The organism is Flavobacterium adiutor, assembly GCF_048282555.1.
Lineage (GTDB): Bacteria > Bacteroidota > Bacteroidia > Flavobacteriales > Flavobacteriaceae > Flavobacterium.
The window spans coordinates 2,190,468-2,216,794 of record NZ_CP182487.1 but is presented as its reverse complement, the minus strand read 5'-3'; the positions used below and the strand labels follow the sequence as shown (position 1 = coordinate 2,216,794).

Here is a 26,327-nt window from a genome sequence, read left to right as displayed (position 1 = left end):
ATGCTAATACATGAACAGAATAATACCCGTTTCATTACCTTTATTGACACCGAAATTGATCCAAAAAAAGGCAAAATCCTTGATATAGGTGCAATCAAACAAAACGGTAGTCAATTCCATAAAGCGTCTTTAGGGGATTTTTTTCAATTCCTAAAAGGCGATGACTATGTGTGCGGGCATAACATATTAAATCACGACATAAAATATCTAGGCAAGGTAATCTATGATGTTGGTATTAAACCTACAAACATAATTGATACCCTATACCTATCCCCCTTATTATTCCCTACAAAACCTTACCATGCATTATTGAAGGATGATAAACTCCAAACGGAAGATACAAATAACCCGCTAAACGATTCCATTAAGGCACGGGATTTATTCAATAGTGAGGTTGCCGCTTTTTGGCAAATTGATGAGACGTTAAAAAAAATCTTCTACCTTCTATTAAATTCCACAAAGGAATTTGGTGCATTTTTTAAGTTTGTAAACTACAGGAGTATTAATACTGATACAGAAGCTCTTGTTAGATTAAAGTTCCGTAACGAAATTTGTGAAAATGTAGATCTAACCAAAATAATAGCTGAACATCCTATTGAACTGTCGTATTGTCTGGCATTGATTAATTCATTTATAATCCATAAAACGGTTCATTCAATTACACCTCCCTGGGTCTTAAAGAACTTTCCCGAGGTAGAACGCCTCATGTTATTGTTACGAAGCAAACCTTGCATAACCGGCTGTACTTATTGTAATAGCGCCCTTGACATCTACAAAGGATTAAAAAGATTCTTTGGTTTCGATTCGTACCGGACTTATGGTGGAGAGCCACTGCAGGAAAAAGCCGTTATGGCAGCAGTACATAACAAGTCGGTACTGGCTGTATTCCCGACAGGTGGAGGAAAATCAATTACATTTCAGGTTCCGGCACTTATGAGCGCTGAAAATTCAAAAGGATTGACCATCGTAATTTCTCCGCTTCAGTCGTTAATGAAAGACCAGGTTGACAACCTCGAAAAGAATGGCATAACGGAAGCCGTTACCATTAACGGACTATTGAACCCTATTGAAAGAGCCAAATCATTTGAAAGAATTGAAGATGGTTCTGCTTCTATTTTATATATTTCTCCTGAATCACTGCGGTCAAGAACTATAGAAAAACTGATTTTAGGAAGGAAAGTTACCCGTTTTGTAATTGATGAAGCGCACTGTTTTTCCTCATGGGGACAAGACTTCAGGGTGGACTATTTATACATTGGCGATTTTATAAAATTAATTCAGGAAAAGAAAAACCTTGAAGATGGTATTCCTGTGTCATGCTTTACCGCAACAGCCAAACAGAAAGTAATTGAGGATATAAGAAATTACTTTAGTGAAAAGTTATCACTGGATCTTGAAATTTTTACTTCAAAAGCATCAAGGACTAATCTTCACTATAAGGTGTTTGAAAAGCAAAATGAAGAAGAAAAATATTTGACTGCACGGGATTTAATTGAAGAGAAAAACTGCCCTACTATTATTTACGTATCCCGAACTCGAAAAGCTAATCTGCTAGCTGAAAGGTTGGCAAATGATGGTTTTAGTGCAAAAGCATACCATGCAAAAATGGAGAAACAGGACAAGACCGAGAACCAGGATGCTTTTTTAAATGGTGAAACGCAGATTATGGTGGCAACCTCTGCTTTTGGTATGGGGGTCGACAAGAAAGATGTGGGCCTGGTCATTCATTATGAAATCTCAGATTCACTTGAAAACTATGTTCAGGAAGCAGGGCGCGCAGGAAGAGATGAAAATATTTCAGCTGATTGTTTTGTACTTTTTAATGAAGAAGACCTCAGTAAACACTTTATCCTGCTAAACCAGACCAAACTTTCCATAAAAGAAATCCAGCAGGTATGGAAAGCGATAAAAGATATCACAAGATTCCGCTCTAAAGTATCCAATTCAGCATTGGAGATTGCCCGCAAAGCAGGCTGGGATGATAATGTGGTAGAAATAGAAACACGAGTAACTACCGCAATTGCTGCTCTTGAAGATGCCGGATATCTTAAACGTGGCCAGAACATGCCGAGAGTATTTGCTAACAGTATTTTATCTAAAAATGCGCAGGAAGCAATAAATAAAATAAACACTTCTGAAAAATTTGAAGAAAAACAAAAAGAACAAGGCATACGTATTATAAAAAAACTCTTTTCAAGTAAAAGCAGAAAACAGACCAGTAACGAAACTGCCGAATCAAGAGTAGATTATATCAGCGATCATTTAGGTATTGTAAAAGAAGAAGTAATTAATATTATAAACCTGTTACGTGAGGAGAATATCTTGGCCGATGCAAAGGACTTGACCGCATTTATTAAGAAAGCAGACAATAAAAACCGCTCCTTTGCCATTGTAGAGACATATAGTAAAATTGAAAACTTTTTACTTCCGGTTTTTAAAGAAGAAGAAAGTATTTTTCATTTAAAAGAATTGAACGAGGAGGCTGAAAAAAATGGTTGTGAAGGTGTAAATACCAATAAGCTGAAAACAGTAATTAACTTTTGGTCTATTAAAAATTGGATTAAGAGGAAAAACTTAGAACATTCTAAAAATCACATTGCTGTATACTGCCTTCAAAGTAAACAACAATTAAAAGATAAGCTTGAAAAACGGCATGAACTTGCAAAATTTATCGTTGAATTTTTTTATGATAAAACCATTACTGGAGCCCTAAAAGATCAGGAAGATAAAGATGAGATTTTGGTGGAGTTTTCAGTACATGAGCTAAAGGCTGCATATGATAACAGTTTCAGTCTTTTCAAAAAAGAAGTAAACATTGATGATATTGAAGATACGCTGTTCTATCTTTCACGAATTGACGCAATAAAGATAGAGGGCGGTTTTCTTATCTTGTATAACCGCTTAACTATTGAACGAACCGAACAAAATAATAAAAAGCAATACACTAAAGACGATTATCAAAAACTCAATCAGTTCTACGAAAACAAAGTCCAACAAATTCATATTGTGGGAGAATATGCCCAAAAGATGATTACCGATTATAGAAATGCACTTCAGTTTGTGGAAGATTATTTCCAACTCAATTATAGTTCTTTCTTAAATAAATATTTTAAAGGCAGCAGACAAAATGAGATTAAGCGCAATATTACACCTGCAAAATTCAGGCAGCTATTCGGTGAACTCTCTCCTACGCAGTTGAAAATTATTAATGATAATGAAACACAGCATATCGTTGTTGCTGCAGGCCCTGGTAGTGGAAAAACCAAGGTGCTGGTTCATAAACTGGCTTCACTCCTGTTAATGGAGGATGTTAAACATGAGCAGCTATTAATGCTGACCTTTTCAAGAGCTGCTGCTACTGAATTTAAAAAGCGTTTATTAAAGCTTATTGGAAATGCCGCAAACTTTATTGAGATTAAAACATTCCACTCTTATTGTTTTGATCTATTGGGAAAAGTTGGTACTTTAGAAAAATCGGCGGATATTTTAAATAGTACGGTTGAAAGAATTAAAAATGGAGATGTTGAGCCAAGCAAAATTACAAAGACCGTTTTAGTTATTGACGAAGCTCAGGATATGAACGCAGAGGAGTTCGCTCTTATCAATGCATTGATCCAGCAGAATGAAGAAATGAGGGTTATTGCTGTGGGAGATGATGACCAAAATATTTATGAATTTAGGGGTGCAAGTTCTAAATATCTGGAACGATTCATTTATGAGAACAAGGCCGTAAAACACGAATTGGTTGAAAATTACCGTAGTAAAAGTAATCTGGTTACATTCTCAAATCAATTTGTCCGACAAATTCAGCACCGATTGAAAGAAACACCGATTATGGCCAATCAAACTGAAAATGGAAAAATCAAGGTTGTGAGCTATCAAAGTAATAATCTGATTACGCCTCTTGTAACTGATATAGCTAACGCAGATCTTTCCGGAACTACATGCGTACTCACAAAAACGAATGAAGAGGCTATTAAAGTTGCTGGTCTGCTTTTAAAGAATGGTTTCAAGTCAAAACTGATACAATCTAATGACTCTTTTAATTTGTATAATCTTGCTGAAGTTCGGTTTTTACTAGATAAAGTAGATTTAGGACCTAATATCTATACAATCAGTGATGAGGTTTGGGACAATGCCAAACGAGAACTGATGAGTGCCTTTATTAACAGCAATAAATTAGAAATCTGCCTTAACATAATTAAAGACTTTGAAACCACTAATCCTTACAAAAAATATACGTCTGATTTAGAAGTTTTGATTCGTGAATCTAAACTGGAGGATTTTTATAATGAAAATGGTGAAACAATTTTTGTATCAACCATCCATAAAGCCAAGGGAAAAGAATTTGATAATGTATTTCTTTTACTTGAAAACTTTAATGCCACTACAGATGAAGCAAAACGGCAGTTATATGTCGCAATGACAAGAGCTAAACGCAATCTGTATGTGCATCTAAACGCAGACTATCTCAATCATTTGACAGTAGAAAATCTTGAACAAATCAACGATTTTCACAATTACAATACACCTGATAAAATAGCTATTCATGCCACCCTGAAAGACATATGGCTAGACTATTTCATCTACAAACAGGTTCTAGTTTCGCAATTAACGTGTGGAGAAACGTTACAAGTTAAGGGTGATGAATGCTTAAATTCAAATGGGCAACCGGTGTTGAAATTTTCAAAACTGCTCATTAAGAAAATTGAGGAAATGGAGTCAAAACACTATAAATTAAAAAGTGCCAACGTAAATTTCATATTGTACTGGCTTAAAGAAGGAACTTCCCAGGAAATCAAAATAATTTTACCTGAACTTTATTTTGAAGCTATTCAGCATAAGTAAAAATTAGATTTGCTACTCTAGTAAAATCTAGCGTGATCACCTATTAAAATATCCAATATTCTCTCCAAATACTGCTGAAAAAACTTCCTGCTTTTTCCTTTCAGACTGTGGCAAATTTTAATAAATGAACTGATTGCGGTATAAAAGACAAAAACATGAGACGGATTTTCCTGCATATAAACTTTTCTTTTATAACAGTGAAGCACTGCTTCGCTCAAATTCTGCTTATAATAATCAAGGTGAGCAAAATCAAATATGGCATCAAATGCTTCAAATGGATTTCCTGCCGCAAAACCAGCCCAAAATCTCGTATTGAAGGATATTTTATTCTTTTTCATGGCGAGAAGATTTAAAATTCACCAACGAAGTTCGACTCTTTCAAAAGGATAAACTATTCCGGATTTGGATATAATATCTGACAGAAAAGATGTTTTACAGGATATTTTTTTATCTTTGAAATTCACACTTTTTAATGCAGATGGCTTTATATTTGCCCCTTTAGAAAACTAATACTCATTTATGGAACAGAAAATACATCAGGGAAGAAACGTAAAACGTTTTAGAGAAATGCTTAACATCAAGCAGGAAGCACTGGCTTATGATCTGGGTGAAGACTGGAACCAAAAGAAAATTTCTATGCTGGAGCAAAAAGATGTAATTGAAGACAGTTTGCTAAAACAAATTTCAGCTGTATTAAAAATTCCGGTTGAGGCTTTTCAGAATTTTGATGAAGAGCAGGCGATAAATATTATTTCTAATACTTTTCATGATGAAGCATTCATCGGTAATTCTGGTGGTACTTATAATGTTAATCCATTGCAAGAAATTTTAAAGCTTCACGAAGAAAAAATTGCTTTGTATGAGAGGATGTTGAAGGAGAAAGATGAGATGATGGTTAGGCTAGAGAAATTGATTGGTAAATAATTATTTGTCTGATCCGTAATTACTTATCCTTCTTTGATTTTAAATCTTTACTCAAAAAACACAAGATTTAACTTATTTTTGAAGTATTTCTGAACTGACAGAAAAAGAGTCAGAGACTCATGAAGCGATTACAATTTATAACAACTAAAAAAAATTGCGCAAAGTCGGAGACGTTTGCGCAGCTTTTCATAAGTAACTCTTCGGGGAATGGGTAAAGTATTTCATTAATTTGTGATAAAGTTGTTTGTGATTATAATCTTTGATTGCAAGCATATTTAATTTCTAATTTCAATTAAAACAGTTTCAATTAAATTTGCACAGTTTAAAATAAAATTATCATCTACTTCTATTAATGTATTAATTTCAGAAATATCACCCTCTTCAAAGAAGCTTTGCCCTTTCAATTTTATTTTGAAAGGTAGATTTGCATATTTTGACTCTAAAGTATGATAACTTCTTCCCTCTCCATGCTTTAATACATTTATAGCACATATAAAATCTTCGAAACGATCATGAAGTTCTAGTTTTTGTTTTTCTTTAAGCCTTTTTTTAGCACCTTCAAATCCATTTCGACAAGATAATTCATCCTGTAATATTGCATCAAACATTGAGAACATTCCAATGGCAAATATTGTCTTTTGAAGTTGGATCATCTGTAAATTTTTCACATGAACTGTTGATGCACTTGTTTGTAGCGCTTCAATAATTTTTGAATTAGTATCTTCTAACGAACTTAACGTAAATGATGTACTCCTGTATATTAAATCTTCAAAATTGTGCATAATATCAATATTTTTCTTTAAGTTTTTTAATTAAAATTGTTGCTTCGTCTTCTGTCATTCGGAGAGCAATTTTTTCCGCTTCTTGATCAATCCTATTTTCATCAAAAACATATAAATCTTTATATATATAATCCGATAATGAATATATAAAAGCAGAAGGAGCATTTTCAATTCGTTTATAAAAAACCAAAAGATCTTCATATAGAATAATTCGCTTTTCTTTAAACTCTTGTATTGACATCACTCTTGAATCATTTTTCATATCATCTGAGTGCTTTATAGAATTATTTAAATTTCGTAATTCATTTATTTCTGTGTAACAATTTACATTTTTAATATCAATATTTTTCTCATTCAAAAATTCAATCACAAATTCCCATTTAAACATTTTTGATTTAGAAACACCATAAGCAGCACCTAATAAAAATTTTAATTTATTTTCAAAATGCTTATAAGCATAAATAATTTTCATTTCTGAAATTGCTTTCAGCTCCTGTTCCATAAAATAAATCTCCATAGTCGGACCAGAATAATCTCCTCTTTCATATTCATCAGATCGATCTTTAGTATTAGCATCAATAATCTTCTTTTCAAAAATATGAATTGCTTCATCTGAAATTCTGTCGTGAAAATTATTTTCAACATCCATAAAGAAAGTTTGAAGGCCTAATTTTGCAGTTTCACGTCTTGCTTCAATATTATTTATCATTTCATTTAGATTTAATTAATTATTGAGCAAAGATATTTTTATAATACGCAATGTTTTTGCGCAGTTAAAAAAATATTCCCGATAGCGCAGATTTGTAATCCGTGCCCAAAAATTATATCTTAACAGATTTAATAAAATTCAGTTTTTAACTATATACTTTATATCCGTTTTTATTAATATATAGGAACGGCAAAGAATTTTCACCCTATCGCTTGCGTATCTGAGCGATTAGGATTCAATTAACTCTAAATATGGGAAACCGTAATAAGAAGCCAACTCTAAAATATAAATTTGACTTCTAACCTTTAATTATTAAATTATGGCATCATTACATGAGATCAGATGTATAAACAAATCTGATAGAACAAATATTCATGAACGAATCGTGAATATTGGCGATATAAATGGGGACGGAACCCGTTGGAAAATTAGTCAGACAGAAGCAATTTCAGCTATTGAATCTGGTAAATGGAACTTTTATGTAGGACAAGGAAGCAACAGAGTTAATGTTATAATTGCGATAAGTCCTGCGGGATATAAATACTTAAAAACTGCAAACGATAACACTACAAGTAATAATTTACTTAGTTTGTCTGAATGTCCTGCATAATAAAAAAATGGCTATTGCAAGCTACTTAATTGTAGCTTGCTCGTGTTAACCAAAATCTATTCATTTAATATTTTGCTAATAATAATTTAGCATTCTCATTATTTGGATTTAATTGTAGTGCTTTTTCACAATTTTCTTTACTACTCTTTATTTCATTTAAGACATACTCAGATAAAGCAATTCCGTAATAACTTGCGTCATTTTTAGGTTCAATTTCTAATGATCTTTTATAAAATTTGATTGATTTTTCAAATTGTCTCGTATCATAACAAACTGCACCAATATTGAAATATGCTTTGAAATTTTTCGGATTTATTTTAATTGATTCTTCAAGTTTTTCTATACCAGTTTCAATCTCTCTATTTTCAATGTAACTTACTCCAAGTCTATATAAACTATTTCCCTTGTCTATATTTCTTTTTACACATTCTTGAAAGGCAATTATGGTTTTTGCATTTTCAGAATTAGAATCGTACAATTTATTTGAATAAGCTAACAATTCGGAATCATTCATTTTTAGAATTTTTGCTTCAAATTTTTCATTTTCTACCGAATTTTCATTTTTCTGACCACAACTATTTAGCCCAATCATTATAGTAAATAGTAATATTATTCTTTTCATCTTTAAATGGTTCATGTTTGCTGATTTTGTGGTTAAATATACACAACGTTCTTCTTTAAAATAAAAAAACAAAAAGAAGCTGTCTCAAAAGCAAACCACCTGATCACACGGATTTGTAATCCGTGCCCGGCAAATATATCTTAACAGATTTAATAAAATTCAGTTTTTAACTATATACTTTATATCAGTTTTTATTAATATTAGGAACGGGCTCGGAAAGAATTTCCCCGCTATCGTTGCGGATATATGAGCGATCGGGATTATCCCCTCCCGTAATATGTTCCATGAAAGCAACAGCTCCTTTCATATGTTTTCCTATAATTGGGGATGATGACCCGTCCAATGCATTTAAAGTAATCGTTCCATAATTTAAAAACCAACCAAAAAAACCACCACCGTCTACTGTCATTCCCAATACTCTTGCCACTGGAATTCGTATGTAACTTTTTTGCCATGGCAGCACACCCGATTCAATTAGGATTTCCCCGTCTTTTGCTATCCATTTGTAGCTTTTAATTGTAAAATATCCTAGTATATTGAATCCTAATAAAATCCAACCAAACAAATACACATTACCATTTCCAAATATTAGCAACATAATACTTATTATAGCTATAAACCATACTGGAGTGTAACATAGCCAGTGCTTTCCTATTTTCATTTCGACCATCTAATTTTTGTTTTTACCGTTAAATTAACTCAAAATTAGTCAAAGCTGACGAACATATCAAATTTTTAGACATTAATTACCCCGAAGAATTCTTATGAAAAGCTGTGCGAACGTCTCCTGACTTCGCACCCGCATAGAGAATAAAGTCTTAATTCTACTATTTACAGCTTTTGTCATTCCGATGAAGGAGGAATCACATAACGTGAGCAACTTGTGCGATTCCTCCTTCGTCGGAATGACAACAAAATCAACAAAATTGGTTTTCAACAAATGCTGTAATTAATAGAATTAAGCGCAATTTTTTTAAAACGAATTTTTTGCCACCGATATTGTGACATTTTTTATGAACTGAAAATTTTGTCACCGATTTTGTGATTTTTTTTTCGTTTTGAAAAAAATGTCACAAAATGAAAATAGAGTTAATTCTGTTTATCTTAAATTTAGGTTACTATTGTTTTTCAATTGCCGTTGACTTTAGTCAACGGAATTTAGGTTAACTATTGAATTGGCTTTAGCCAAAAGAGTTATATCATTTTGGCTAAAGCCAATAAATACAATTTCTAAATAACCTTTGGCTAAAGCCAAAGGTTATTGAACTCAAAAGAGCAAAACGTTTTTTATAATGTTCTCAATCTGCGAGCGGATCTATTTAACCCGATCGCGCGGATATGTAACCGTACCCACAAAGTATATCTTTAACAGATAAATCCAGTTTTTAACTAAACCTTTACATCCGCTTTTATTAATATAGCAACGGGCACGGAAAGAATTTCCGCTATCGTTGCGCATATACAAGCGATCGGGGGTTAAATGTATATAATCTAAACATTTAGACAGCTTTTCCGTTGAGGGACGAGCGAGACGCTCATACCAGCGGATTTACTGTATTTATAAAAAAGTAATTTAAAGTTTTTCAATTAGTCTGTGATTAATTTGAATTTTACAGGCTGAAAAAATATATTGGAATTTTTCTCAAAATAAATTCCATTTTCTTTTTTATCCAATTTTACCTGGTAATTATGAATTAGGGTAGTTTGCGCAATCACATTTATCTGGTAAGTATCTCCAACTTTGTTTTCTTTTGCTATATCCTGAACAATACCATTGATCACAACCGATTTTGGAACAACAGCAGCGTCATTTAATTTAAAACTAACCACATATCCTCTCTCATTATTTCTGTTATAACTTTTATACGTTTGGTTTTTAATATCTAAAAGTTGTCGGGAACAGGAAAAAAGAAAAAAAATCGCGAAAGAAAATAATAAAAAGATGGCTTTTGAAATACTATTTCTCATACTTTTGGCGTTTTATATCCACAAATTTAACGATTGAAAAAATAATGAAATTAAAATATATTGTTAAAACATTACTTATAGGATTGTTTTTTACAGCTTGCAGCAAGGATTCTGATGCTAATGAAACTACAGCTACCGAACCAGACGAGATTAACAACTTTGTCTGGAAGGCTATGAATTCCTGGTACTACTGGCAACCCAATGTTACCGATTTGTCTGACAGCAAAATCGCTTCTGCCACAGCATATAACAATTTTATTAACGGAAAAACTCCCGATGCGCTTTTTTATTCACTCCTCTATCAAAGAGGAACTGTTGACCGATTCTCCTGGATTGAAAACAGTAATGAGATAGTGAATGCTTCAAAAATTGCAGAAGTCGAAAAAAAAGGTGGTTTTAGCTATGGAATTTATCCTAAAGACGCATCCAATACAAATATGGTAGCTTTAATTGACTACATTGTACCTGACTCACCAGCAGCTTTGGCGGGATTGAAAAGAGGCGATGTTATTACAAAAATAAATGGAAGCCAGCTAACTTCAAGTAATTATGACCAACTAGAAAATTCACAAGTTACCATTACTCTGGCAGCAAGTGTGAAATTTACAAACGGCAGCATGGTAACCACAGACAAAGCAGGAACGGTGACTGTAACAAAAGCTACTATTGATGAAAACCCGGTTGCTTATTACGAAAAGAAAGTATATGGCAGCAAAAATATTGGTTATTTGGTGTATAATGGTTTCAAGTCTGATTATAATGACGAACTCAATGCCGCTTTCGCTAAAATGAAATCGGATGGAATTAACGAATTGGTTTTAGATTTAAGATATAATGGAGGCGGTTCATTAGAAACAGCAGTTGCCCTTGCACAAATGATTAACGGAAGTTTTACCAACAAACCCTATATTTACTTAGACTTCAATAATAAACACAATAGTGAAGACGGCTATGAAAATCTTTCCGAAAAAGTAAACATTTTTAATCTGGTTGATAACGAACCCACTTTTCAGAGAGAAGAAAGTATCAACAGCCTTGCTTTAACAAAAATATATGTGCTGGTAAGTTTTCAAACCGCTTCTGCCAGCGAGCTCACCATACAATGTCTTAAAAAATACATTAACGTAATCACAATAGGCGAAGAAACGGTTGGTAAATTTGTAGGATCTAACACACTATACGATTCTCCTGCTTATAATTATATTTCCTATGCCAATCGAAGCACTAAACACAAATGGCAATTGCAACCCATTACCTTTTCCTATTATAACAAAGACAAAGACGCAAATCCATCGAAAATTACACCCGATTACGAAATTAATCCATATAGCGCTTTCTTAAATTTGGTTGAATTTGGAAACGTAAAAGATCCTTATTTGAATAAAGCTCTTGAATTAATTACAGGCCAAACCCTGCGAACTACAGTAAAAACTACCAATCCTTCTTTGTCCTTAAATATTAGCAATCTTGCTGCATTCAACCCTACAAATACTGCCAAAGGTTTATATATCGAGGATTTTAAAAGGTTGAGAAAACAATAAATAGCAACGAAATTTATAAATTAAAATCTAAAGGCTGCCACGAGTGCAATATTATTAACTGAAGAGATTTTAGATTGAGTAGTAACGATTTTTGATTTCAGATTTGGCTTAACTAAATATTAGATTGTTGCTTTTTGGAGTTTTTTACATCTGAAATCAAAAATCGTTAATCAAAAATCAGCAATCATTTAATCTTTAACTTAATGACATTGGGCGCGAGTGTTTTGCCCGTGAACGTACGATTGCCGATTGTTTTACCACTTTATATTACGGTCAATAAATTCAATGAGCTGTTGGGACATTGCTTCCTGTTCTTTTCTATCAGGATGGTTGCCTCTTTCTTTATAAGGAAAAAATACGGTATATATTTTTTTATCGTGTAATTGATCAACGGCTTTTTGGATATAGCCCGGCCATTCTGAACCAGTTCTGGTAGCATCCATATTACCCAAGGCGCAAATTATACTCGCCGAAGGATATTTGCTTCTGACTGAACGAACAAAATTAGCATACGACTGAATTATAAAAGCTTCTGATGGTTTCTCTGTACCAAATCTGCGTTTAAACTGTTCATTTTCCGGTTTGTTTACGATCCAGGAATCATTCTGAAAAAGATTAATCACTACAATATCTGGTGTGTACTTTGTAAAATCCCATTTACTTAAAGAATCCAGCGGAGCAGTACGATCGTAGGTTTCAGGCATAATTTCAGGGAACCAGCTCACTGTAATTCCTATCCCGCTGCGGGCAATAATAGAAGGTTTAGCATTATAATGCCTGGCTGTTATTGCAGCATACGTATAATAATTGTTGAAATCTTCAGGCATGCCAGAATCATTCCCTCCTTCCGGCACATCTACACCGTGACCTGCTGTAATTGAGTTCCCATAGAATTCAATTTTTCTGGTACGATTGTCAGGGTTTTTCAACACTTTTGTTTCCCCGTAAAGCTCAAATCCATACAATACATTTACTGATGTAGAATTTGATAGTTTGTATATTTCTAACGTATGGATACCCGGGCCAAGGTCTTTTGCTATCTTTATCGTTTTAAGGGTATTATCTGTTTCAAACTTAAAAGGCTTTTTATCGTCTTTATCGATTATGGCGTAAAAAAATGCTTTCTCTTTTAAAGACTTCATTTTTACTGAAACGCCTGATCCTTTAAAGGTTATCCCGGCTGTAGTACCAGGCCAGTAAATCATAGTAGAGTCTGCTGTAACATCTACCCTGCCCGTGTAATTGATTCTGGCATTATCAGGCTTTACAAATTCCTGTGAGTAAGAGTACGAAATGAAAGCAAATAATACTAATATGTGTAGCTTTTTTAAATTGATCATATTATAAAATTAAAAAATTAGACCCTGTCGCATTTGCCAGAATTAATTATAAGATTTAAAAAAAAAAATTGAATATTAAAATGCTAATTTACAGAATGATTTAAAATATATTTATCCTTTGTTATGCTATTTTAGCGGCAGTATTTTGTTTTCCTATTGCCATTTAGCATTTTCAGGTACAAAACTTTAAAATCTTAGTAAGTGTAATTCATTCCATACAGTTAAATAATGAAGACATTCAAATTCTTAAAAAATAAATATAATGTTGCGCTACTAATTGACATTGGTACCTATAAAGACATTCCAAATTATTTTTTTGAAAGTGAGCTCCATCATACAGATTTTTACGAACTTATATTTTTCTCTAAAGGAAATGGCTACTTAGAACTTGATCATCAAAGAATTGAAATTTCAGATAAAACAGTCGTTTTTATTTCTCCTTTTCAAAAAAGAAGATGGTTTTTGGATAAAACCAAAGTCGAATGTTATTTTTTATTTTTCCAGGATAGTTTTCTGTCTGATTTTTTTTCAGATAAACTATTCTCCTTCAGGCTACAGTTTTTTTACAACAAAACCAAACCATTGTATCTAAAGGTCAATGACGGCTTCTTTTTGCAGCTGACAGATATAATTCAGGAGCTGATCAGTGAAATAAAAACATTCAAATCAGATAGCGAACATATTATAAGAGCATTATTGTATTTTATACTAATCAAACTCAATCGGGCCTATGCACAGCATTATCAACTGTCTTCAGAAACAGAAAATAATAGTATTGCATACCCGTTGGGTGAAATTAAATTAGTTGATTTTTAATATTGTTGATAGGTCTGTCAAATATGAATTTATTAATGTATTGAATTAATGTCATGGCCGTTATTTTTGCTAAAATTCTTGTTTTAAAACCATTAAAAGATTTAGCATAATTTCTTCGAATTAAAAACTGGTCGCATAGTTGTGAAAACAAAGTTTCAATTCTTTTTGTGGATTTTCTAAAAATATATGGCTGTGGTTTATAGTCTTTTTGATTGATTCTTTTTGGGGTTTCTAATTTGATTTTAACTGTTTGAAATAGGTCTAATTGAACACTCTGGGAAAGATAACCTCTATCTCCAAGAATAACACAATCAGACATTTGGTTTTTGATGTTATTTAAAAAATGAACATCATGAACTTCTGCTTTTGTAATATCTAAAGAATGAAAAACTCCAGATACAGAACAAACCCCATGAAGCTTATAACCATAAAACCAGCTGTTTTGTGAAGCACAAAAACCTTTAGAAGGAGCTGTTTCAAATTCATCTTTACAGATCTTAATTCTGCTGTGACGAGAAAATTTACAGATTTCCAACGGCATACTGTCAACAATAAAATAGTTTTCGAACTCCAAGAATCGGTTGGCTAATTTGGTTCTGATTTCTTCAGAAAACAAAAACAGTTTTCTTCTTCTTTTATTGAATTGACTGCGTTCAATTAAATTAGGAATCATACCGGAACTAATCTGTTTAAAAAGTGAATTCTCACTATCAATAGACATGAATTCAGCTGTTAGACTAAGTGCTATTACCTCTAAATCAGACATCTTGCCACTTCTTCCAACTCTTGATTTAGATACTGAATCATAATTCAAAGAACTTATAACTTCTAAAACCTTAAAATAATTTTTAACTATATTTGACATGGATATTGGTTGTTTAGCGACTTCAAGATACTGCTTTGCAGTGTCTTGACCAATATCTAATCGTTTTTAATTTAACTCAAATAATTTCACCCAACGGGTTATTGCATATATGTTTAAAGAAATTTTACAAAATAAAGTCTGTAAAGTAAGAAACATCGACTATTACTCTCAAGAGTTAGGTATCAGCAGAGTAACACTAAATAAATGCATCAAAAAACAATTCGGGGTTACCGCCTCTGAAATGATAAACGAATTTATTCTCTTTGAAATAAAGTCTCTGCTAAACTATACAAAACTTAATATCAATGAAATTTCGGATCTATTACAATTCTCTCATGCTAATCATTTAACGCGTTTCTTCAAGGCTCAAACAGGGATCTCTCCAAAAGAATTCAGAAACACTTATCAAAATGGTAGTTTTGTTATCTAACTGGTCATTATTCTTTTTTCCTGTGTACTATTTTTGTACGTGAAAATATTTTCACCGAAAAACAACAAGTCATTTCATATCAAAATCACTGGAAAATGTGGTCTTCTCTGTTTGGGAATCACTTAACTCTTAGAACATAAAATAGCATTTCAATGAAAAAGCCAATCAAATTTATATTTACTTTGACATTACTTCCCTTAATTCTATTCGGCCAACTGCGACAAGATATTGATCTCGTTACTCTTTACAAGAAGGGAAAGCTCAAATCCGTAAACAGAGAGATTAAAATCGTTTCAGCTGATAGTGGAGCCTATCTAAAAATAACAGAAAATAAAAAAGAAGGTATTGTATGGCTGCCAGTTAAGGATTTTAAAGACGGTACAATTGAAATCGAAATGCGAGGAAAAGACGTTTTTCAACGAAGTTTTATTGGAATCGCTTTTCACGGTGCCAATGACAATAATTATGATGCTGTTTATTGTCGTCCATTTAACTTTTTTGCTAAAGACTCTGTTCGGAGAATTCATGCGGTGCAATATATTTCTCATCCCAATTTTACCTGGGAAAAATTAAGAAAAGAAAGAAATGCGGTTTTTGAGAAAGAAATTATCAATCCGCCAAATCCCAATGATTGGTTTAGAATGAAATTAGTAATCGACAACACAACTGTTAAAGCCTACATAAACGATGCAGTGCAGCCTTCGCTGATAGTCGAAAAACTCAACAATCGAACATCAGGAAAATTAGGGCTATTTACAGCAGACAGCAGCGGAGGAGACTTTAAAAACATCCAGATAAGTTATAGAACTAAGGAAAAATCATAGTGTAAAATTACAGAAACAATGCTCTAGAACACTCCTTTTCAGGAAACAAAAAAAAGTTTTTAGTTTTATCTGAATCCTTTAAAGTCAATTTTTTCACACTCAAAATTTAAAAGAATTATTTAATTCGACTTCAGACAAGCAGATTACTTTAAATTCGCTACAAAATATTTGAAGGATTTTACTTTTCTCAACTACTACAAAAGGCTTCAGAAAAAAACTGAAGCCCTTTTTGTTTAAGCTATAGATGAAAAATTTGGAAACTTTTAAAGAATTTATAATTCCTAACAAAGCAAAAAATGCTTTAGATAGCAAAATCACCAAATCGTTATTCTGTCTTTCTCTGGCAAAAACATTTTATCTCCAGGTTGTACATTAAATGCTTCGTAAAAAGGTGTAGTATTCATTAGAGGTCCATTAACGCGCCAATTTGGTGGAGAATGAGGATTATTATTAATCCACAAACGCAGAAACTCATCTTTCATTTTTACTCTCCATATTTTAGCTATAGAAATAAAAAAGCGCTGATCTGGAGTAAAACCGTCAATTTTTGTATTCCCTTTTCCTTGTTGGGTCATTTTAAAAGCATCATACGCAACTGCTATTCCTGCAATATCTGCCGTATTTTCGCCAACTGTCATTGCTCCATTAATGTGTACATCTCCCAAAACAGTAAAGGTGCTGTACAAATTGATAACCTGTTGTATTCTTAACTTAAACTTTTCGTAATCCTCTTTTGTCCACCAGTTTCTTAAATTGCCATCTTTGTCATATTGAGCCCCCTGATCATCAAATGTATGGGTTATTTCGTGACCTATAACCATTCCAATGCCCCCATAGTTAAGTGCATCATCCGCATTATTATCAAAATATGGGGCTTGCAAAATACCTGCCGGAAAAACAATTTCATTTGCAGTAGGATTATTATACGCTGTAACTGTAGGAGTTGTGGTATACCATTCTGATCTATCCACGGGTTTGCCCAATTTTGCCAGTTGAAATTGATATGCAGCTGCTGAGGCTGAAACCATGTTCTCAAAATAGGTATTTTTAGCTATATGTACGTTGCTATAATCTCTCCATTTATCCGGATATCCTATTTTCTTAGTAATGGCAAACAATTTTTCTTTGGCTTTTTGTTTCGTAGCAGGACTCATCCACTCCAGTTTATCTATTCTTTTTCCGTATGCCTTTTGCAGATTATTGACTAGCTCCAGCATGCGTTTTTTTGCATCTTCTGAAAAATATTTCTTCACATACAATTCACCCAATGCCTCGCCTAAGTAATTGTCAATAACCGTAGCCATTTTTTCTCCACGTGATTTCTGAACTGCCTGACCAGAAAGTACTTTGACATACTCAAAAGTAGCTTCTGCAAAAGGCTTACTTAAATCATCTGCATATCTTTCTATAGAGTTTGCTTTCAGATAAATTTTCCAATTTGGTATGGAAATGGTTTTCAGGAGCTTATTAAGGGCATCGTAATAGGCGGTCTGACCTACATTAATGGAATCGGTTTTGGCTCCTAAATTATTTAAAAAAGCAATCCAGTCTATGTTGGGATGTTTTTTTACAAGGTCTGTGATAGCCGTTTTATTATAATTTGCCTGAACATCCCGAAGTTCAACTTTTGTTTTATGAGAAACAGCGAGTTGTTTGTCAATATCGTAAACTAAATTAGCATTCTTTTTAGCTTCTGCGGAATTGCTGCCTGTTAGTTGAAATAATGTAGTAAGATATTTTTTGTAAGATTCCTGTATGGCAATAGTCGATGAATCTGATTTGAAGTAGTAGTCCCTGTCAGGCAGTCCAAGACCCGTTTGATAGACTTGGGCAATATTCATATTGCTGTTTTTGTCATCTGGTGATACTCCAAAAGCTATAATAGAGGAATTGTCTACTTTTACCTGATTTACTACAAACTTCATTAAAGAAGGCAAATCCCTTATAGCTTCAATTTTGCCAAGAAGTGGCTTGATAGGTGTATAACCGCGTTTGTCAATGGTTACAGTATCCATACCCGATGCATAAAAGTCACCTACTTTTTGTGCTATACTTCCTGCCGGATTCTTGCTTTGCGAGATACTGTCCAATATTCCCTGAAGTCGAATCCGCTGTGGAAAATTCATAAACATATAGGCACCAACTCCGGACTGGGATGCCGGTATTGACACAGAATCATACCATTTGCCATTTACATATCTAAAAAAATCATTGCCAGGCCGTAATGTGGAATCTATTCCTGTAATGGTGATATTTTTTTTACCGTTATGCTTTGAACACGCTGTAAAAACTAATAATACAATGAAGAGCATTAGTGAATTTTTCATAATATGGATTATTTCTATAGATGAATAAAAAAGTTTGAGAACAGCTTTTTTAACATATATACCTGATATATAAAATTTTAGCACAACAATATACGAATTCAGTTTTTAATTATGAAGTTAAAAAATAGCAGTATAAAAAAAGAGGCATCAGCCTCTTCTTCTACGTAAATTTATTTCCCATGTAAAATTAAAAATATTACTTTTTAGACTTCAAATTCATTTTACCTGTCTTCAGCCCTTTACCTGTCACTTCCAACTGGATTGAACCGGCCGTTTCAATTGCTTTAACCAAGACTACAAGTTTCCCGCTAAAAAGCTTCATATGATCCTGATGAAACACTTCTAATGATGTAGCATCACCATTACATGCAGCTCTGTACGTTCCAGCACCGGTTACTTTAAACTGTAGTTCATTGACTGCTGTAGGACATGGAATTCCGTTTTTGTCAACAACCGAAACCGTTACAAAAGAAATATCCTCTCCATCGGCTTTGATTGTTTTGCGATCTGCATTGAGTATGATTTTATAGGGATCACCGGCCGTTTTCACCTCACTTTTAGCAGCTATTTTACCATTCGAATCAAAAGCCACAACTTTTACCGTTCCCGGCTCATATTTTACATCGTTCCACATTAAACGATAACGGTTTTGCGGAGTTGAATTATTTTTCTTTTGAACCCCCATACTTTTCCCGTTTACAAAAAGCTCGGCACTGTCATAGTTGGTGTAAACAAAAACCGGAGTAATCTCTCCTTCTCTTCCTTTCCAGTTCCAGTGTGGTAATATATGAAGGGTTTTCTCTTGCTTATTCCATCTGCTTCTGTAAAGATAAAAACGGTCTTTAGGGAGTCCGGCTAAATCTGAAATCCCAAAATAAGAACTTCTTGACGGCCATTTTTCATCATACGGTGTAGGCTCTCCTAAATAATCAAAACCTGTCCAGACAAATTCTCCAATAACCCAGGGTTTGTCATCCTGAAGCACAAAATCTTCATCAGGGACATTCGACCAGCTGCAGGCTTCAAGATCATAAGATGAACTTTGAAAATCATCGTACTGTTTATTCTTTTCCTGAACCACGGGGAATTTATAAATTCCTCTGGAGCTCACTGTAGAAGCCGTTTCTGAACCTAATATAAATCCTTGTGGGAATGTTTTATACGCTTCTTCATAAAGATGTACTCTGTAATTTAATCCCGGAATATCCAGCAAAGCTCCAAAGCCAGATTCCATAGTTGCTTTTACCTGATCCATCCCAACAGTCACAGGTCTTGTAGGATCTTCACGGTGAAAAATGTCCTGTAGCCATCTGGCACGTTTTACCCCTTCAGCACCCCATTGATCCGGAACTTCATTTCCAGAACTCCACATTACAATAGAAGGATGATTTCGCGTAGCTCTTACTAAATTTACAATGTCTTTTTCGGCATATTCTTTAAAAAAACGATTATATCCGTTTTCTACTTTTGGCTTTGCCCATTCATCAAAACTTTCTGCCAAAAACATGAAACCCATTTCATCAGCCAGTTCAAGCTGTTCAAAAGAAGGCATATTGTGAGAACTTCTGATTGCATTACATCCCATATCTTTTAGAATGGTAAGCTGTCTTCGCAGCGCCGCTTTATTTATTGCAGCACCAAGAGGTCCCAAATCATGATGAAGGCAAACACCTTTGAATTTGGTCACTTTGCCATTCAGGCTAAATCCTATTTTAGGCTCGTATTTTATAAATCGGATACCAAACTTAATGTTTTGTTCGTCTTTTAAAGTTCCGTCAGCCGCATATAATTTGGTTACTGCTGTGTACAAATAAGGAGTTTCAGGACTCCATAAATTAGGCTTGGCAACTTCTATTAGCTGATGGAATTGCCCATCCTTTGTGTCAGTACTTTTTTGTGTTGCAACAACCTTGTTATTACTATCTTTTATTTGGGTTACCATTGACAAGTTACTGCCATGAAACTCTGCTTTTATATCCACAACAGCATTATTCCCTTTCATATCAGGAGTCGTAATAAAAGTACCCCATTGCGCAAAATGTTCCTCTTCCTTAACCACGATACTCACTTTTCTGTACAAACCAGCCCCCGGATACCATCTGGAAGAAAAGGGTTCATTAGTCAGTTTTACTGCCAGTATGTTTTCTGTTCCAATAAGAAGATCATTGGTAATATCAATATAAAAATAGCTGTATCCATACCCCCATTGTCCAACTTTTTTTCCGTTTAAATACACCTGAGGTTTGCTCATAGCTCCTTCAAACATAAGAAGTGCTCTTTTGCCTTTTTTAAACTCCGGAATAGTAAATGTATTTCGGTACCAGCCTGTTCCAATATGTGGCAAAGCGCCGGTTCTTCCTGTTTTTTCAGTTGCTTCTTTTTCTCCGTTTTGTTCAATGATAACGGTCTGTATATCCCATTTTTTATCAAAAGGGCCAAAAATAGCCCAATCATGAGGAACACTGACTTTTTCCCATTCAGAAGTATTAAAATTGACTGCAAAGGCATCTCCTTTTACTTCTTTAGAAAAACGCCAGTTGTCTTTTAAAACAACAGTAGTGGATTGCGACCAAATTTTTCCGGACGAAAAAAAGAGCGAAAACACGAATAATATGGACTTAAAAAATATCTTCATTGTCGTTTTGTACTTTACCATTAAGTAATTATAAAATTAAAATCTTTTGAATTCTTAATAGCAATTAATTTATTTTAATTTTTGAAAGCATCCAGTGCTGGTGATGGTTTCCCTTTGTCCAGCCATGCACTTAGCTGATAACCGCTCCAGCTTTTTGCGCCCTGTGGTTCCCAGTAAATGACACCTAAACCTTTGTTATCAGGCACGCTTTTTACGGCTTTTATAGTGGCTTCAAGCATTTCTTTGGTATTTTGTTCTAAAGTATAATCACCTCCCACTTCTACTACCATTACTTCTTTATTGTAACGCAAAGACATATCTTTCAGATTGTTTTCTAAATCGGTAATATTTTCTTTATAATCTGTTTTTAGCCAAAACGGGTAATAGGAAAAACCAATAACATCGTATTGAACATTTAGCTCTGTTGCTTTGTCAAAAAACCACCTGAATTTTTCGTTTTTGTTGCCTTCGTCTAAATGTACAATTACCTTAATTTTTGAATCTATAGCTTTTGTTGCCTCATATCCTTTATTCAACAATTGAGCCAATTGGGGAAAGTTGTCTGTGTGTCCTTCCGGCCAAAGCATACCGCCTGGAATTTCATTTCCAATCTGAACCCACTCTGGTGTAACTCCTGCTTTTTTCAATAATTTCAAAACATCATAAGTATGTTTATAAACATCGCTAAGCAATTCCGCAAAAGAATGGTTTGCCCATGCTGCCGGTTTGTTTTGTTTGCCGGGATCTGCCCACGAATCACTGTAATGAAAATCGATCATGATGCGCATTCCCAACTTTTGCGCGCGAACCGCCATGACAACTGTTTCTTGGGGGCTACAGTGTCCGCTGGCTTTATCATTATTGGGATTTACCCAAACGCGCAAACGAAGGGTATTGATTCCTCTATCTTTTAATAATTGCAGACAATCTTTTTCAGAACCGTCTGTATCATAAAATTTATAACCTGTGGCTTCCATTTGTGGCAGCCATCCCACATCAGCTCCTTTAGAAAAAGAACCTTCTTTACTTGCCCTTTTTGTTTTACATGAAGTAAATACAAGTACTAAGACAAGCAAAAAAGGTACTATTATAAAATGTTTTTTCATTCTATATTATCTGGCAAAAGCCTGCATTACAGATAATGCATTATTGTCAAAACTATATAAAGCCTGATTTTCATAAGTAGAACCGAATGCAGATTGTTTTCCTCTAAAAGCAACCCATTCTCCACCCCAGTAAGCAAATCCTTGTCCGTGTGCTGATGCTTCAACCGCAGCTCTGACAGCCAGAACAAAGGCCTTTTGTCCTTTCGGAGTCGCCGGAAATTCAGGTATTATTTGTGAACTATCCCCTATAATATTATTCGTAAAATCATTATACAAGAATGTAAATGGGTAAGATGTTTCTGCAATCACGACTTTTTTACCATATTTTTCTCCAAGGTCATCAATTGTAGATGCTACTTGAGTCAGATCTTTTCCGTGATGAATAGGGTAGTATGATAATCCTATATAATCATAATCAATGGATTTCATTTTGTTGAAAAACCAATCAGTACCTTCACCATTTATACCTGCATAATGAATCATGATTTTTGCATTTGATGATTTTGCGCGAACTGCCTGACTTGCAGCAGTCAACAAAGCAATGCATTGTTGCTCATTGCTAGATAATTTTCCTTGTGGAAAAAGTAATCCATCATTGATCTCATTTCCGATCTGGATAATATCAGGATTGATTTTACTGATGATTTCTTCTGTATAGGTAGTTACCGCTTTTTTCAGGTCCTCAAAAGATAATTTTTCCCATTCTTTAGGAATTACCTGTTTTCCAGGATCTGCCCAGCTATCAGAATAATGAACCGTTAACCAGACTCTAAGACCTGCTCTTCTTGATTTTTCAGCCAGTTCTTTTACTTCTTCCATACCGGAACGACCATTTACAGGATTTTTCCATAAACGGATTCGAACTGTATTACAACCTGCATTCTTAAGTGTTGTAAGCATGTTTTCTTCCTTGCCATTATTGTAGAACTTAGTTCCAACAGCTTCCATTTCCGGAAGATACGAAACATCAGAAGCTCTGATAAAAGTATCATCTGCAGGTGGCTGAGCAACACTTGGAGCTTTGTCATCATCACCTGAACAAGAAAACTGAATTGCTGTTATTACAAGCAATCCAAGAAATTTTATATGTTTTTTCATATATGTAAGTTTTTTATCGATCTGTATGTAAAGTCGTTATTAAAAAAATTAAGTCTTTTAAAATACCACACCTGTACGTACCGCTTTTTATTTTTTTAAATATAATTTTAAAAAAGAGGAATAAGAAGCCTCAAATAATAGGAGATTTGAGGCTTATACTTATTTTATTGATTATTGTACTTTGATGAAAGTATAACGACCATCTAAGTCGTTGAACCAAATGTCATACTTCCCTGCTTTAACAAATATGTTTCCGCCATTATTTCCCCATTCTTTAGCCCATCCTGCAGTATGGAATTTCATATTTCCTTGTTTTAAGGTTTGACCTGAAGCCTTCCAGATGTGAGGATCAAATGTTGATTTTGTCAAAGCAACGTTTTCGCTTCCCCAATTATTGTCATCTCCGCTTAGAGTGCTACCTGAATAAAAGATTTCGCTATAGGTAGTTGCAGTTGATTCAGTATAAGGAGCAAGGTTGTAGGTTAAATCCTTAATATTGATTTCGAAAGTGTAATAACCGTCAGTTGGAGTTGGAAAACTACTTGGATCAGTTTGATCAAAAGATGTTCTTTTTACCACTTTGATTCCGTCCTTACCATAAGCAGGTAACCATGAACCAATTTTTTCAATTACTTTAAATCCATCTTTGTGTCCTTTAAAATATCCTGTATAATAATGTTTTGTATTGTCATTAGGATCTGTAAACATCGGCATGTTGTTATTGTTAGGATCCCAACCTGCTAAAGTGGCGTCACCTACTAAATACAAAGTAGTCACTGGCGTTTCCAGACTTCCGTATGGCGTTACTGAAATAGTGATTACGTCTGAAAATTTTGGCTCAGCATTTGCTGATCCAGCAGTAGCCTTAATTCTTACATCAATCGAGTTTTCAACATTTGGTGTTAGTCCAAGCTCCAATACTCTTGTGTTAAGTTCCGCAACATCTATTATTGAATAAGTAGAAGTTGAAGATGTAACATCAACAGGAGCTGCAAATTCAGTATCATTGGCTGCAATCTGAACAGTATAGGTAACAACAGTTGGTGCACCGTAACTTACTTTTTCCCAGCTAACAGTAAGAGCTGTATTCGCTGGCGTAGCTTCATTTAAAATAACAGAAGAGCCATTTTCTGGTGTGATGATTGAGAAAGCAGCTTCCTGCGGTTTCAAAATCATTAAATTCTCTTCGTTTTCACAAGACCATAATCCTGCAAGTACTGCTATAGCAATAAAAATTTTATAAATATTTTTCATTTTCTTATCTTTTATATTGTTAAAAAAGGATTTAGTAACCCGTATTTTGAGTTAAGTTTTTATTAGATCCTAACGATCCCTGAGGAATTGGAAAAAGTCTTCTGAAAGAAGGAATTGAAATTCCTCTGGCAGCATTTCCTTTCCATGACCAGTTGTAAGTTCCTCCTGTGTATAATCCAAAACGGATTAAATCCTGTCTTCTGTGACCTTCCCAGTATAATTCACGTGCCCTTTCATCAATTATAAACTGCAGGTTTAATTCGCTTGCCGTAATGTTTGCTGTTGTAGCATTGTCATTAGCTCTCTCTCTCAATTTATTTACATAAACAAGTGATTGTGCGATGGTACCATTTCCTCCTCTCAGTGTAGCTTCTGCGTACATTAAGTAAACATCCGCTAACCTGAATAATGGAAAATCAGTATCTGCAAAATCTATATTTTTTCCGCTTACTCCTGTAGAAGTTTTATTAGAAAATTTAGATACAATATATCCCTGTGATTTTACACTAATATCAGCAATATCTATTGTTCTCTGTTTTGTTGCAGTACCTGTTCCAATAGTATTTCTGTCATCCTGACTGAATTTAGTACCATCAAATTTTTGTACAAATTGTTTTCTGATACGTAATGCACCTGTCCATCCTTTAATACCAAAATCAACCGCATTGTTTTCCAGTTCTCCAATTTGCCCATTGATTAAGAAGGTTGTACCTCCCCAGTTTTGCGTAAGAATCCCGTCTGACTGAATTGTAAAAATCATTTCTTCTGATGTATGATTATCAGCCATAAAGTTTTCAAGATACTTTGGTTTTAGGGTATATCCTCCAGCAATGATTTCGTTACACATGGTAATACAATCATTATAACGATCAGTATCAGTATATACCTTGGCATTCAAATATATTTTAGCCAGAATCATACGTGCCACAGCCTGATCTACTCTTCCGTATACATTCGATCTTGCAGGTTTTAAATCTGGTAAAACCGCTTTTAATTCTGTTTCAATAAATTCAAATAATTGCTTTCTGTCGTATTCAGGTCCTGCAAAATTTAACGGATCCTTTTCTGTGTACATAGGCGCTTTACCAAACAAATCCATCATGTTGTAATAAGCATATGCTCTTAAAACACGAACTTCTTTTCTGTAAAGTTCAATTTCGGCCACAGTTCCGGCATCAGTAATATTTCTTCCTTTTAATTTTTCAGGTGTACTTTCACGTAAAAAATCATTAGCATACGCAACAGAAGCCATTGTACGGCTGTACATTCCCAGAATAATAGGGTTGGCAGCTGTCCATATATTTCGTTGTAATTCTGCGGTACCTTCGTCATTTTCATAACTCCATATCATTTCGTCTGTAGTCAGTTCCTGTAGATTCAGTAAACATCTTACGTACTGGCTGGTTCCCGCAGCTAAACCTTCTAATGAAGAATAAACCGGTCCCTGAGTACCTGTTAGCGTAAGGTTTCCGTAAACTCCTGCAAGTGCTTTTTTATAGCCTGCCGGAGAAGAGAACAAAGCATCAGCAGAAAGTACGTCGTCATCTTTAGAAACTACATTCATGTCATCCGTACAAGAATGAAAAACGGTAGCTATTGCTATAATAGTTATTATATACTTTTTCATT

21 protein-coding genes are annotated in these 26,327 nt (G+C 34.1%); 7 read left to right on the top strand and 14 right to left on the bottom strand.

What is annotated here, in order from left to right; all coding sequences use genetic code 11:
• Positions 1 to 4,848 (top strand): RecQ family ATP-dependent DNA helicase, encoded by a 4,848-nt coding sequence (locus ACNC7R_RS09545; protein ID WP_417940786.1) that lies wholly within the window; start codon positions 1 to 3, stop codon positions 4,846 to 4,848.
• 17 nt (positions 4,849 to 4,865) lie between these two features.
• Here ACNC7R_RS09545 and ACNC7R_RS09540 read toward each other — a convergent pair whose 3' ends face one another.
• Positions 4,866 to 5,186, bottom strand: a complete 321-nt coding sequence (locus tag ACNC7R_RS09540) for a hypothetical protein (protein WP_417940784.1) — start codon at positions 5,184 to 5,186, stop codon at positions 4,866 to 4,868.
• Between the two features lie 181 nt (positions 5,187 to 5,367).
• On the opposite strand from ACNC7R_RS09540, the gene ACNC7R_RS09535 reads away from it, so the two are divergent.
• Positions 5,368 to 5,772 carry a helix-turn-helix domain-containing protein gene (locus tag ACNC7R_RS09535; RefSeq protein WP_417940782.1) on the top strand — a complete coding sequence of 135 codons (405 nt, stop codon included), beginning with the start codon at positions 5,368 to 5,370 and terminating at the stop codon, positions 5,770 to 5,772.
• A 275-nt stretch (positions 5,773 to 6,047) separates the two neighbouring features.
• Here ACNC7R_RS09535 and ACNC7R_RS09530 read toward each other — a convergent pair whose 3' ends face one another.
• Positions 6,048 to 6,554, bottom strand: coding sequence for a hypothetical protein (locus tag ACNC7R_RS09530; protein WP_417940780.1), 507 nt, complete (start codon positions 6,552 to 6,554; stop codon positions 6,048 to 6,050).
• A gap of 4 nt (positions 6,555 to 6,558) precedes the next feature.
• Entirely contained in the window at positions 6,559 to 7,263 is a 705-nt protein-coding gene (locus ACNC7R_RS09525) for a hypothetical protein (protein WP_417940778.1), read from the bottom strand.
• A gap of 319 nt (positions 7,264 to 7,582) precedes the next feature.
• Between ACNC7R_RS09525 and ACNC7R_RS09520 the strand changes: the two genes are divergently transcribed.
• On the top strand, positions 7,583 to 7,873 hold the full coding sequence (locus tag ACNC7R_RS09520; protein ID WP_417940776.1) for a DUF3892 domain-containing protein: 291 nt from the start codon (positions 7,583 to 7,585) through the stop codon (positions 7,871 to 7,873).
• A 64-nt stretch (positions 7,874 to 7,937) separates the two neighbouring features.
• Here the strand turns inward: ACNC7R_RS09520 and ACNC7R_RS09515 are convergent, their stop codons facing one another.
• The 3 genes from ACNC7R_RS09515 to ACNC7R_RS09505 form a co-directional block, all read right to left on the bottom strand.
• Complete coding sequence (locus ACNC7R_RS09515; protein ID WP_278010179.1) at positions 7,938 to 8,495, bottom strand: tetratricopeptide repeat protein; 558 nt, start codon at positions 8,493 to 8,495, stop codon at positions 7,938 to 7,940.
• Positions 8,496 to 8,679: 184 nt separating this feature from the next.
• Entirely contained in the window at positions 8,680 to 9,156 is a 477-nt protein-coding gene (locus tag ACNC7R_RS09510) for a hypothetical protein (protein ID WP_417940774.1), read from the bottom strand.
• Between the two features lie 926 nt (positions 9,157 to 10,082).
• Positions 10,083 to 10,463 carry a hypothetical protein gene (locus tag ACNC7R_RS09505; protein WP_417940772.1) on the bottom strand — a complete coding sequence of 127 codons (381 nt, stop codon included), beginning with the start codon at positions 10,461 to 10,463 and terminating at the stop codon, positions 10,083 to 10,085.
• Between the two features lie 44 nt (positions 10,464 to 10,507).
• Here ACNC7R_RS09505 and ACNC7R_RS09500 point away from each other — a divergent pair, with 44 nt between their 5' ends.
• Positions 10,508 to 12,004: a S41 family peptidase gene (locus ACNC7R_RS09500; protein ID WP_417940770.1), complete on the top strand. Its 1,497-nt coding sequence runs from the start codon at positions 10,508 to 10,510 to the stop codon at positions 12,002 to 12,004.
• A 254-nt stretch (positions 12,005 to 12,258) separates the two neighbouring features.
• On the opposite strand, the gene ACNC7R_RS09495 is transcribed toward ACNC7R_RS09500, so the two are convergent.
• A complete protein-coding gene (locus tag ACNC7R_RS09495; RefSeq protein ID WP_417940768.1) occupies positions 12,259 to 13,344 on the bottom strand; it encodes a GDSL-type esterase/lipase family protein in 1,086 nt (361 codons plus the stop codon).
• Positions 13,345 to 13,572: 228 nt separating this feature from the next.
• Here ACNC7R_RS09495 and ACNC7R_RS09490 point away from each other — a divergent pair, with 228 nt between their 5' ends.
• The gene (locus ACNC7R_RS09490) at positions 13,573 to 14,160 is read left to right on the top strand and encodes a transcriptional regulator (RefSeq protein WP_417940766.1); all 588 of its coding nucleotides are present in this window, start codon (positions 13,573 to 13,575) and stop codon (positions 14,158 to 14,160) included.
• Here the strand turns inward: ACNC7R_RS09490 and ACNC7R_RS09485 are convergent.
• Entirely contained in the window at positions 14,141 to 14,926 is a 786-nt protein-coding gene (locus tag ACNC7R_RS09485; RefSeq protein ID WP_417943157.1) for an IS982 family transposase, read from the bottom strand. The genes ACNC7R_RS09490 and ACNC7R_RS09485 overlap by 20 nt on opposite strands.
• Positions 14,927 to 15,134: 208 nt before the next feature.
• Here ACNC7R_RS09485 and ACNC7R_RS09480 point away from each other — a divergent pair, with 208 nt between their 5' ends.
• Both ACNC7R_RS09480 and ACNC7R_RS09475 read left to right on the top strand, forming a co-directional pair.
• The gene (locus ACNC7R_RS09480; RefSeq protein ID WP_417940764.1) at positions 15,135 to 15,455 is read left to right on the top strand and encodes a helix-turn-helix domain-containing protein; all 321 of its coding nucleotides are present in this window, start codon (positions 15,135 to 15,137) and stop codon (positions 15,453 to 15,455) included.
• Between the two features lie 152 nt (positions 15,456 to 15,607).
• Positions 15,608 to 16,279 carry a family 16 glycoside hydrolase gene (locus ACNC7R_RS09475; RefSeq protein ID WP_417940762.1) on the top strand — a complete coding sequence of 224 codons (672 nt, stop codon included), beginning with the start codon at positions 15,608 to 15,610 and terminating at the stop codon, positions 16,277 to 16,279.
• A 314-nt stretch (positions 16,280 to 16,593) separates the two neighbouring features.
• Here ACNC7R_RS09475 and ACNC7R_RS09470 read toward each other — a convergent pair whose 3' ends face one another.
• The 6 genes from ACNC7R_RS09470 to ACNC7R_RS09445 form a co-directional block, all read right to left on the bottom strand.
• Positions 16,594 to 18,606 (bottom strand): M13 family metallopeptidase, encoded by a 2,013-nt coding sequence (locus ACNC7R_RS09470; protein WP_417940760.1) that lies wholly within the window; start codon positions 18,604 to 18,606, stop codon positions 16,594 to 16,596.
• A gap of 196 nt (positions 18,607 to 18,802) precedes the next feature.
• Positions 18,803 to 21,241 carry a DUF4982 domain-containing protein gene (locus ACNC7R_RS09465; protein ID WP_417940758.1) on the bottom strand — a complete coding sequence of 813 codons (2,439 nt, stop codon included), beginning with the start codon at positions 21,239 to 21,241 and terminating at the stop codon, positions 18,803 to 18,805.
• A gap of 74 nt (positions 21,242 to 21,315) precedes the next feature.
• On the bottom strand, positions 21,316 to 22,347 hold the full coding sequence (locus ACNC7R_RS09460) for a glycoside hydrolase family 53 protein (RefSeq protein WP_417940756.1): 1,032 nt from the start codon (positions 22,345 to 22,347) through the stop codon (positions 21,316 to 21,318).
• Between the two features lie 6 nt (positions 22,348 to 22,353).
• Positions 22,354 to 23,445 carry a glycoside hydrolase family 53 protein gene (locus tag ACNC7R_RS09455; RefSeq protein WP_417940754.1) on the bottom strand — a complete coding sequence of 364 codons (1,092 nt, stop codon included), beginning with the start codon at positions 23,443 to 23,445 and terminating at the stop codon, positions 22,354 to 22,356.
• A 171-nt stretch (positions 23,446 to 23,616) separates the two neighbouring features.
• The gene (locus ACNC7R_RS09450) at positions 23,617 to 24,699 is read right to left on the bottom strand and encodes a SusE domain-containing protein (protein WP_417940752.1); all 1,083 of its coding nucleotides are present in this window, start codon (positions 24,697 to 24,699) and stop codon (positions 23,617 to 23,619) included.
• 31 nt (positions 24,700 to 24,730) lie between these two features.
• Positions 24,731 to 26,326 carry a RagB/SusD family nutrient uptake outer membrane protein gene (locus tag ACNC7R_RS09445; RefSeq protein WP_417940750.1) on the bottom strand — a complete coding sequence of 532 codons (1,596 nt, stop codon included), beginning with the start codon at positions 26,324 to 26,326 and terminating at the stop codon, positions 24,731 to 24,733.
• Between the last annotated feature and the right edge of the window lies 1 nt (position 26,327).

Excerpts from the sequence above, each read along its gene's own strand:
- ACNC7R_RS09460 (WP_417940756.1), bottom strand. The coding sequence starts at position 22,347 with ATGAAAAAACATTTTATAATAGTACCTTTTTTGCTTGTCTTAGTACTT.
- ACNC7R_RS09450 (WP_417940752.1), bottom strand. The coding sequence starts at position 24,699 with ATGAAAAATATTTATAAAATTTTTATTGCTATAGCAGTACTTGCAGGA.
- ACNC7R_RS09455 (WP_417940754.1), bottom strand. The coding sequence starts at position 23,445 with ATGAAAAAACATATAAAATTTCTTGGATTGCTTGTAATAACAGCAATT.
- ACNC7R_RS09470 (WP_417940760.1), bottom strand. The coding sequence starts at position 18,606 with ATGAAAAATTCACTAATGCTCTTCATTGTATTATTAGTTTTTACAGCG.
- ACNC7R_RS09545 (WP_417940786.1), top strand. The coding sequence starts at position 1 with ATGCTAATACATGAACAGAATAATACCCGTTTCATTACCTTTATTGAC.
- ACNC7R_RS09540 (WP_417940784.1), bottom strand. The coding sequence starts at position 5,186 with ATGAAAAAGAATAAAATATCCTTCAATACGAGATTTTGGGCTGGTTTT.
- ACNC7R_RS09525 (WP_417940778.1), bottom strand. The coding sequence starts at position 7,263 with ATGATAAATAATATTGAAGCAAGACGTGAAACTGCAAAATTAGGCCTT.
- ACNC7R_RS09530 (WP_417940780.1), bottom strand. The coding sequence starts at position 6,554 with ATGCACAATTTTGAAGATTTAATATACAGGAGTACATCATTTACGTTA.
- ACNC7R_RS09510 (WP_417940774.1), bottom strand. The coding sequence starts at position 9,156 with ATGAAAATAGGAAAGCACTGGCTATGTTACACTCCAGTATGGTTTATA.
- ACNC7R_RS09490 (WP_417940766.1), top strand. The coding sequence starts at position 13,573 with ATGAAGACATTCAAATTCTTAAAAAATAAATATAATGTTGCGCTACTA.
- ACNC7R_RS09520 (WP_417940776.1), top strand. The coding sequence starts at position 7,583 with ATGGCATCATTACATGAGATCAGATGTATAAACAAATCTGATAGAACA.
- ACNC7R_RS09515 (WP_278010179.1), bottom strand. The coding sequence starts at position 8,495 with ATGAAAAGAATAATATTACTATTTACTATAATGATTGGGCTAAATAGT.
- ACNC7R_RS09500 (WP_417940770.1), top strand. The coding sequence starts at position 10,508 with ATGAAATTAAAATATATTGTTAAAACATTACTTATAGGATTGTTTTTT.
- ACNC7R_RS09475 (WP_417940762.1), top strand. The coding sequence starts at position 15,608 with ATGAAAAAGCCAATCAAATTTATATTTACTTTGACATTACTTCCCTTA.
- ACNC7R_RS09485 (WP_417943157.1), bottom strand. The coding sequence starts at position 14,926 with ATGTCTGATTTAGAGGTAATAGCACTTAGTCTAACAGCTGAATTCATG.
- ACNC7R_RS09480 (WP_417940764.1), top strand. The coding sequence starts at position 15,135 with ATGTTTAAAGAAATTTTACAAAATAAAGTCTGTAAAGTAAGAAACATC.
- ACNC7R_RS09505 (WP_417940772.1), bottom strand. The coding sequence starts at position 10,463 with ATGAGAAATAGTATTTCAAAAGCCATCTTTTTATTATTTTCTTTCGCG.
- ACNC7R_RS09495 (WP_417940768.1), bottom strand. The coding sequence starts at position 13,344 with ATGATCAATTTAAAAAAGCTACACATATTAGTATTATTTGCTTTCATT.
- ACNC7R_RS09465 (WP_417940758.1), bottom strand. The coding sequence starts at position 21,241 with ATGAAGATATTTTTTAAGTCCATATTATTCGTGTTTTCGCTCTTTTTT.
- ACNC7R_RS09535 (WP_417940782.1), top strand. The coding sequence starts at position 5,368 with ATGGAACAGAAAATACATCAGGGAAGAAACGTAAAACGTTTTAGAGAA.
- ACNC7R_RS09445 (WP_417940750.1), bottom strand. The coding sequence starts at position 26,326 with ATGAAAAAGTATATAATAACTATTATAGCAATAGCTACCGTTTTTCAT.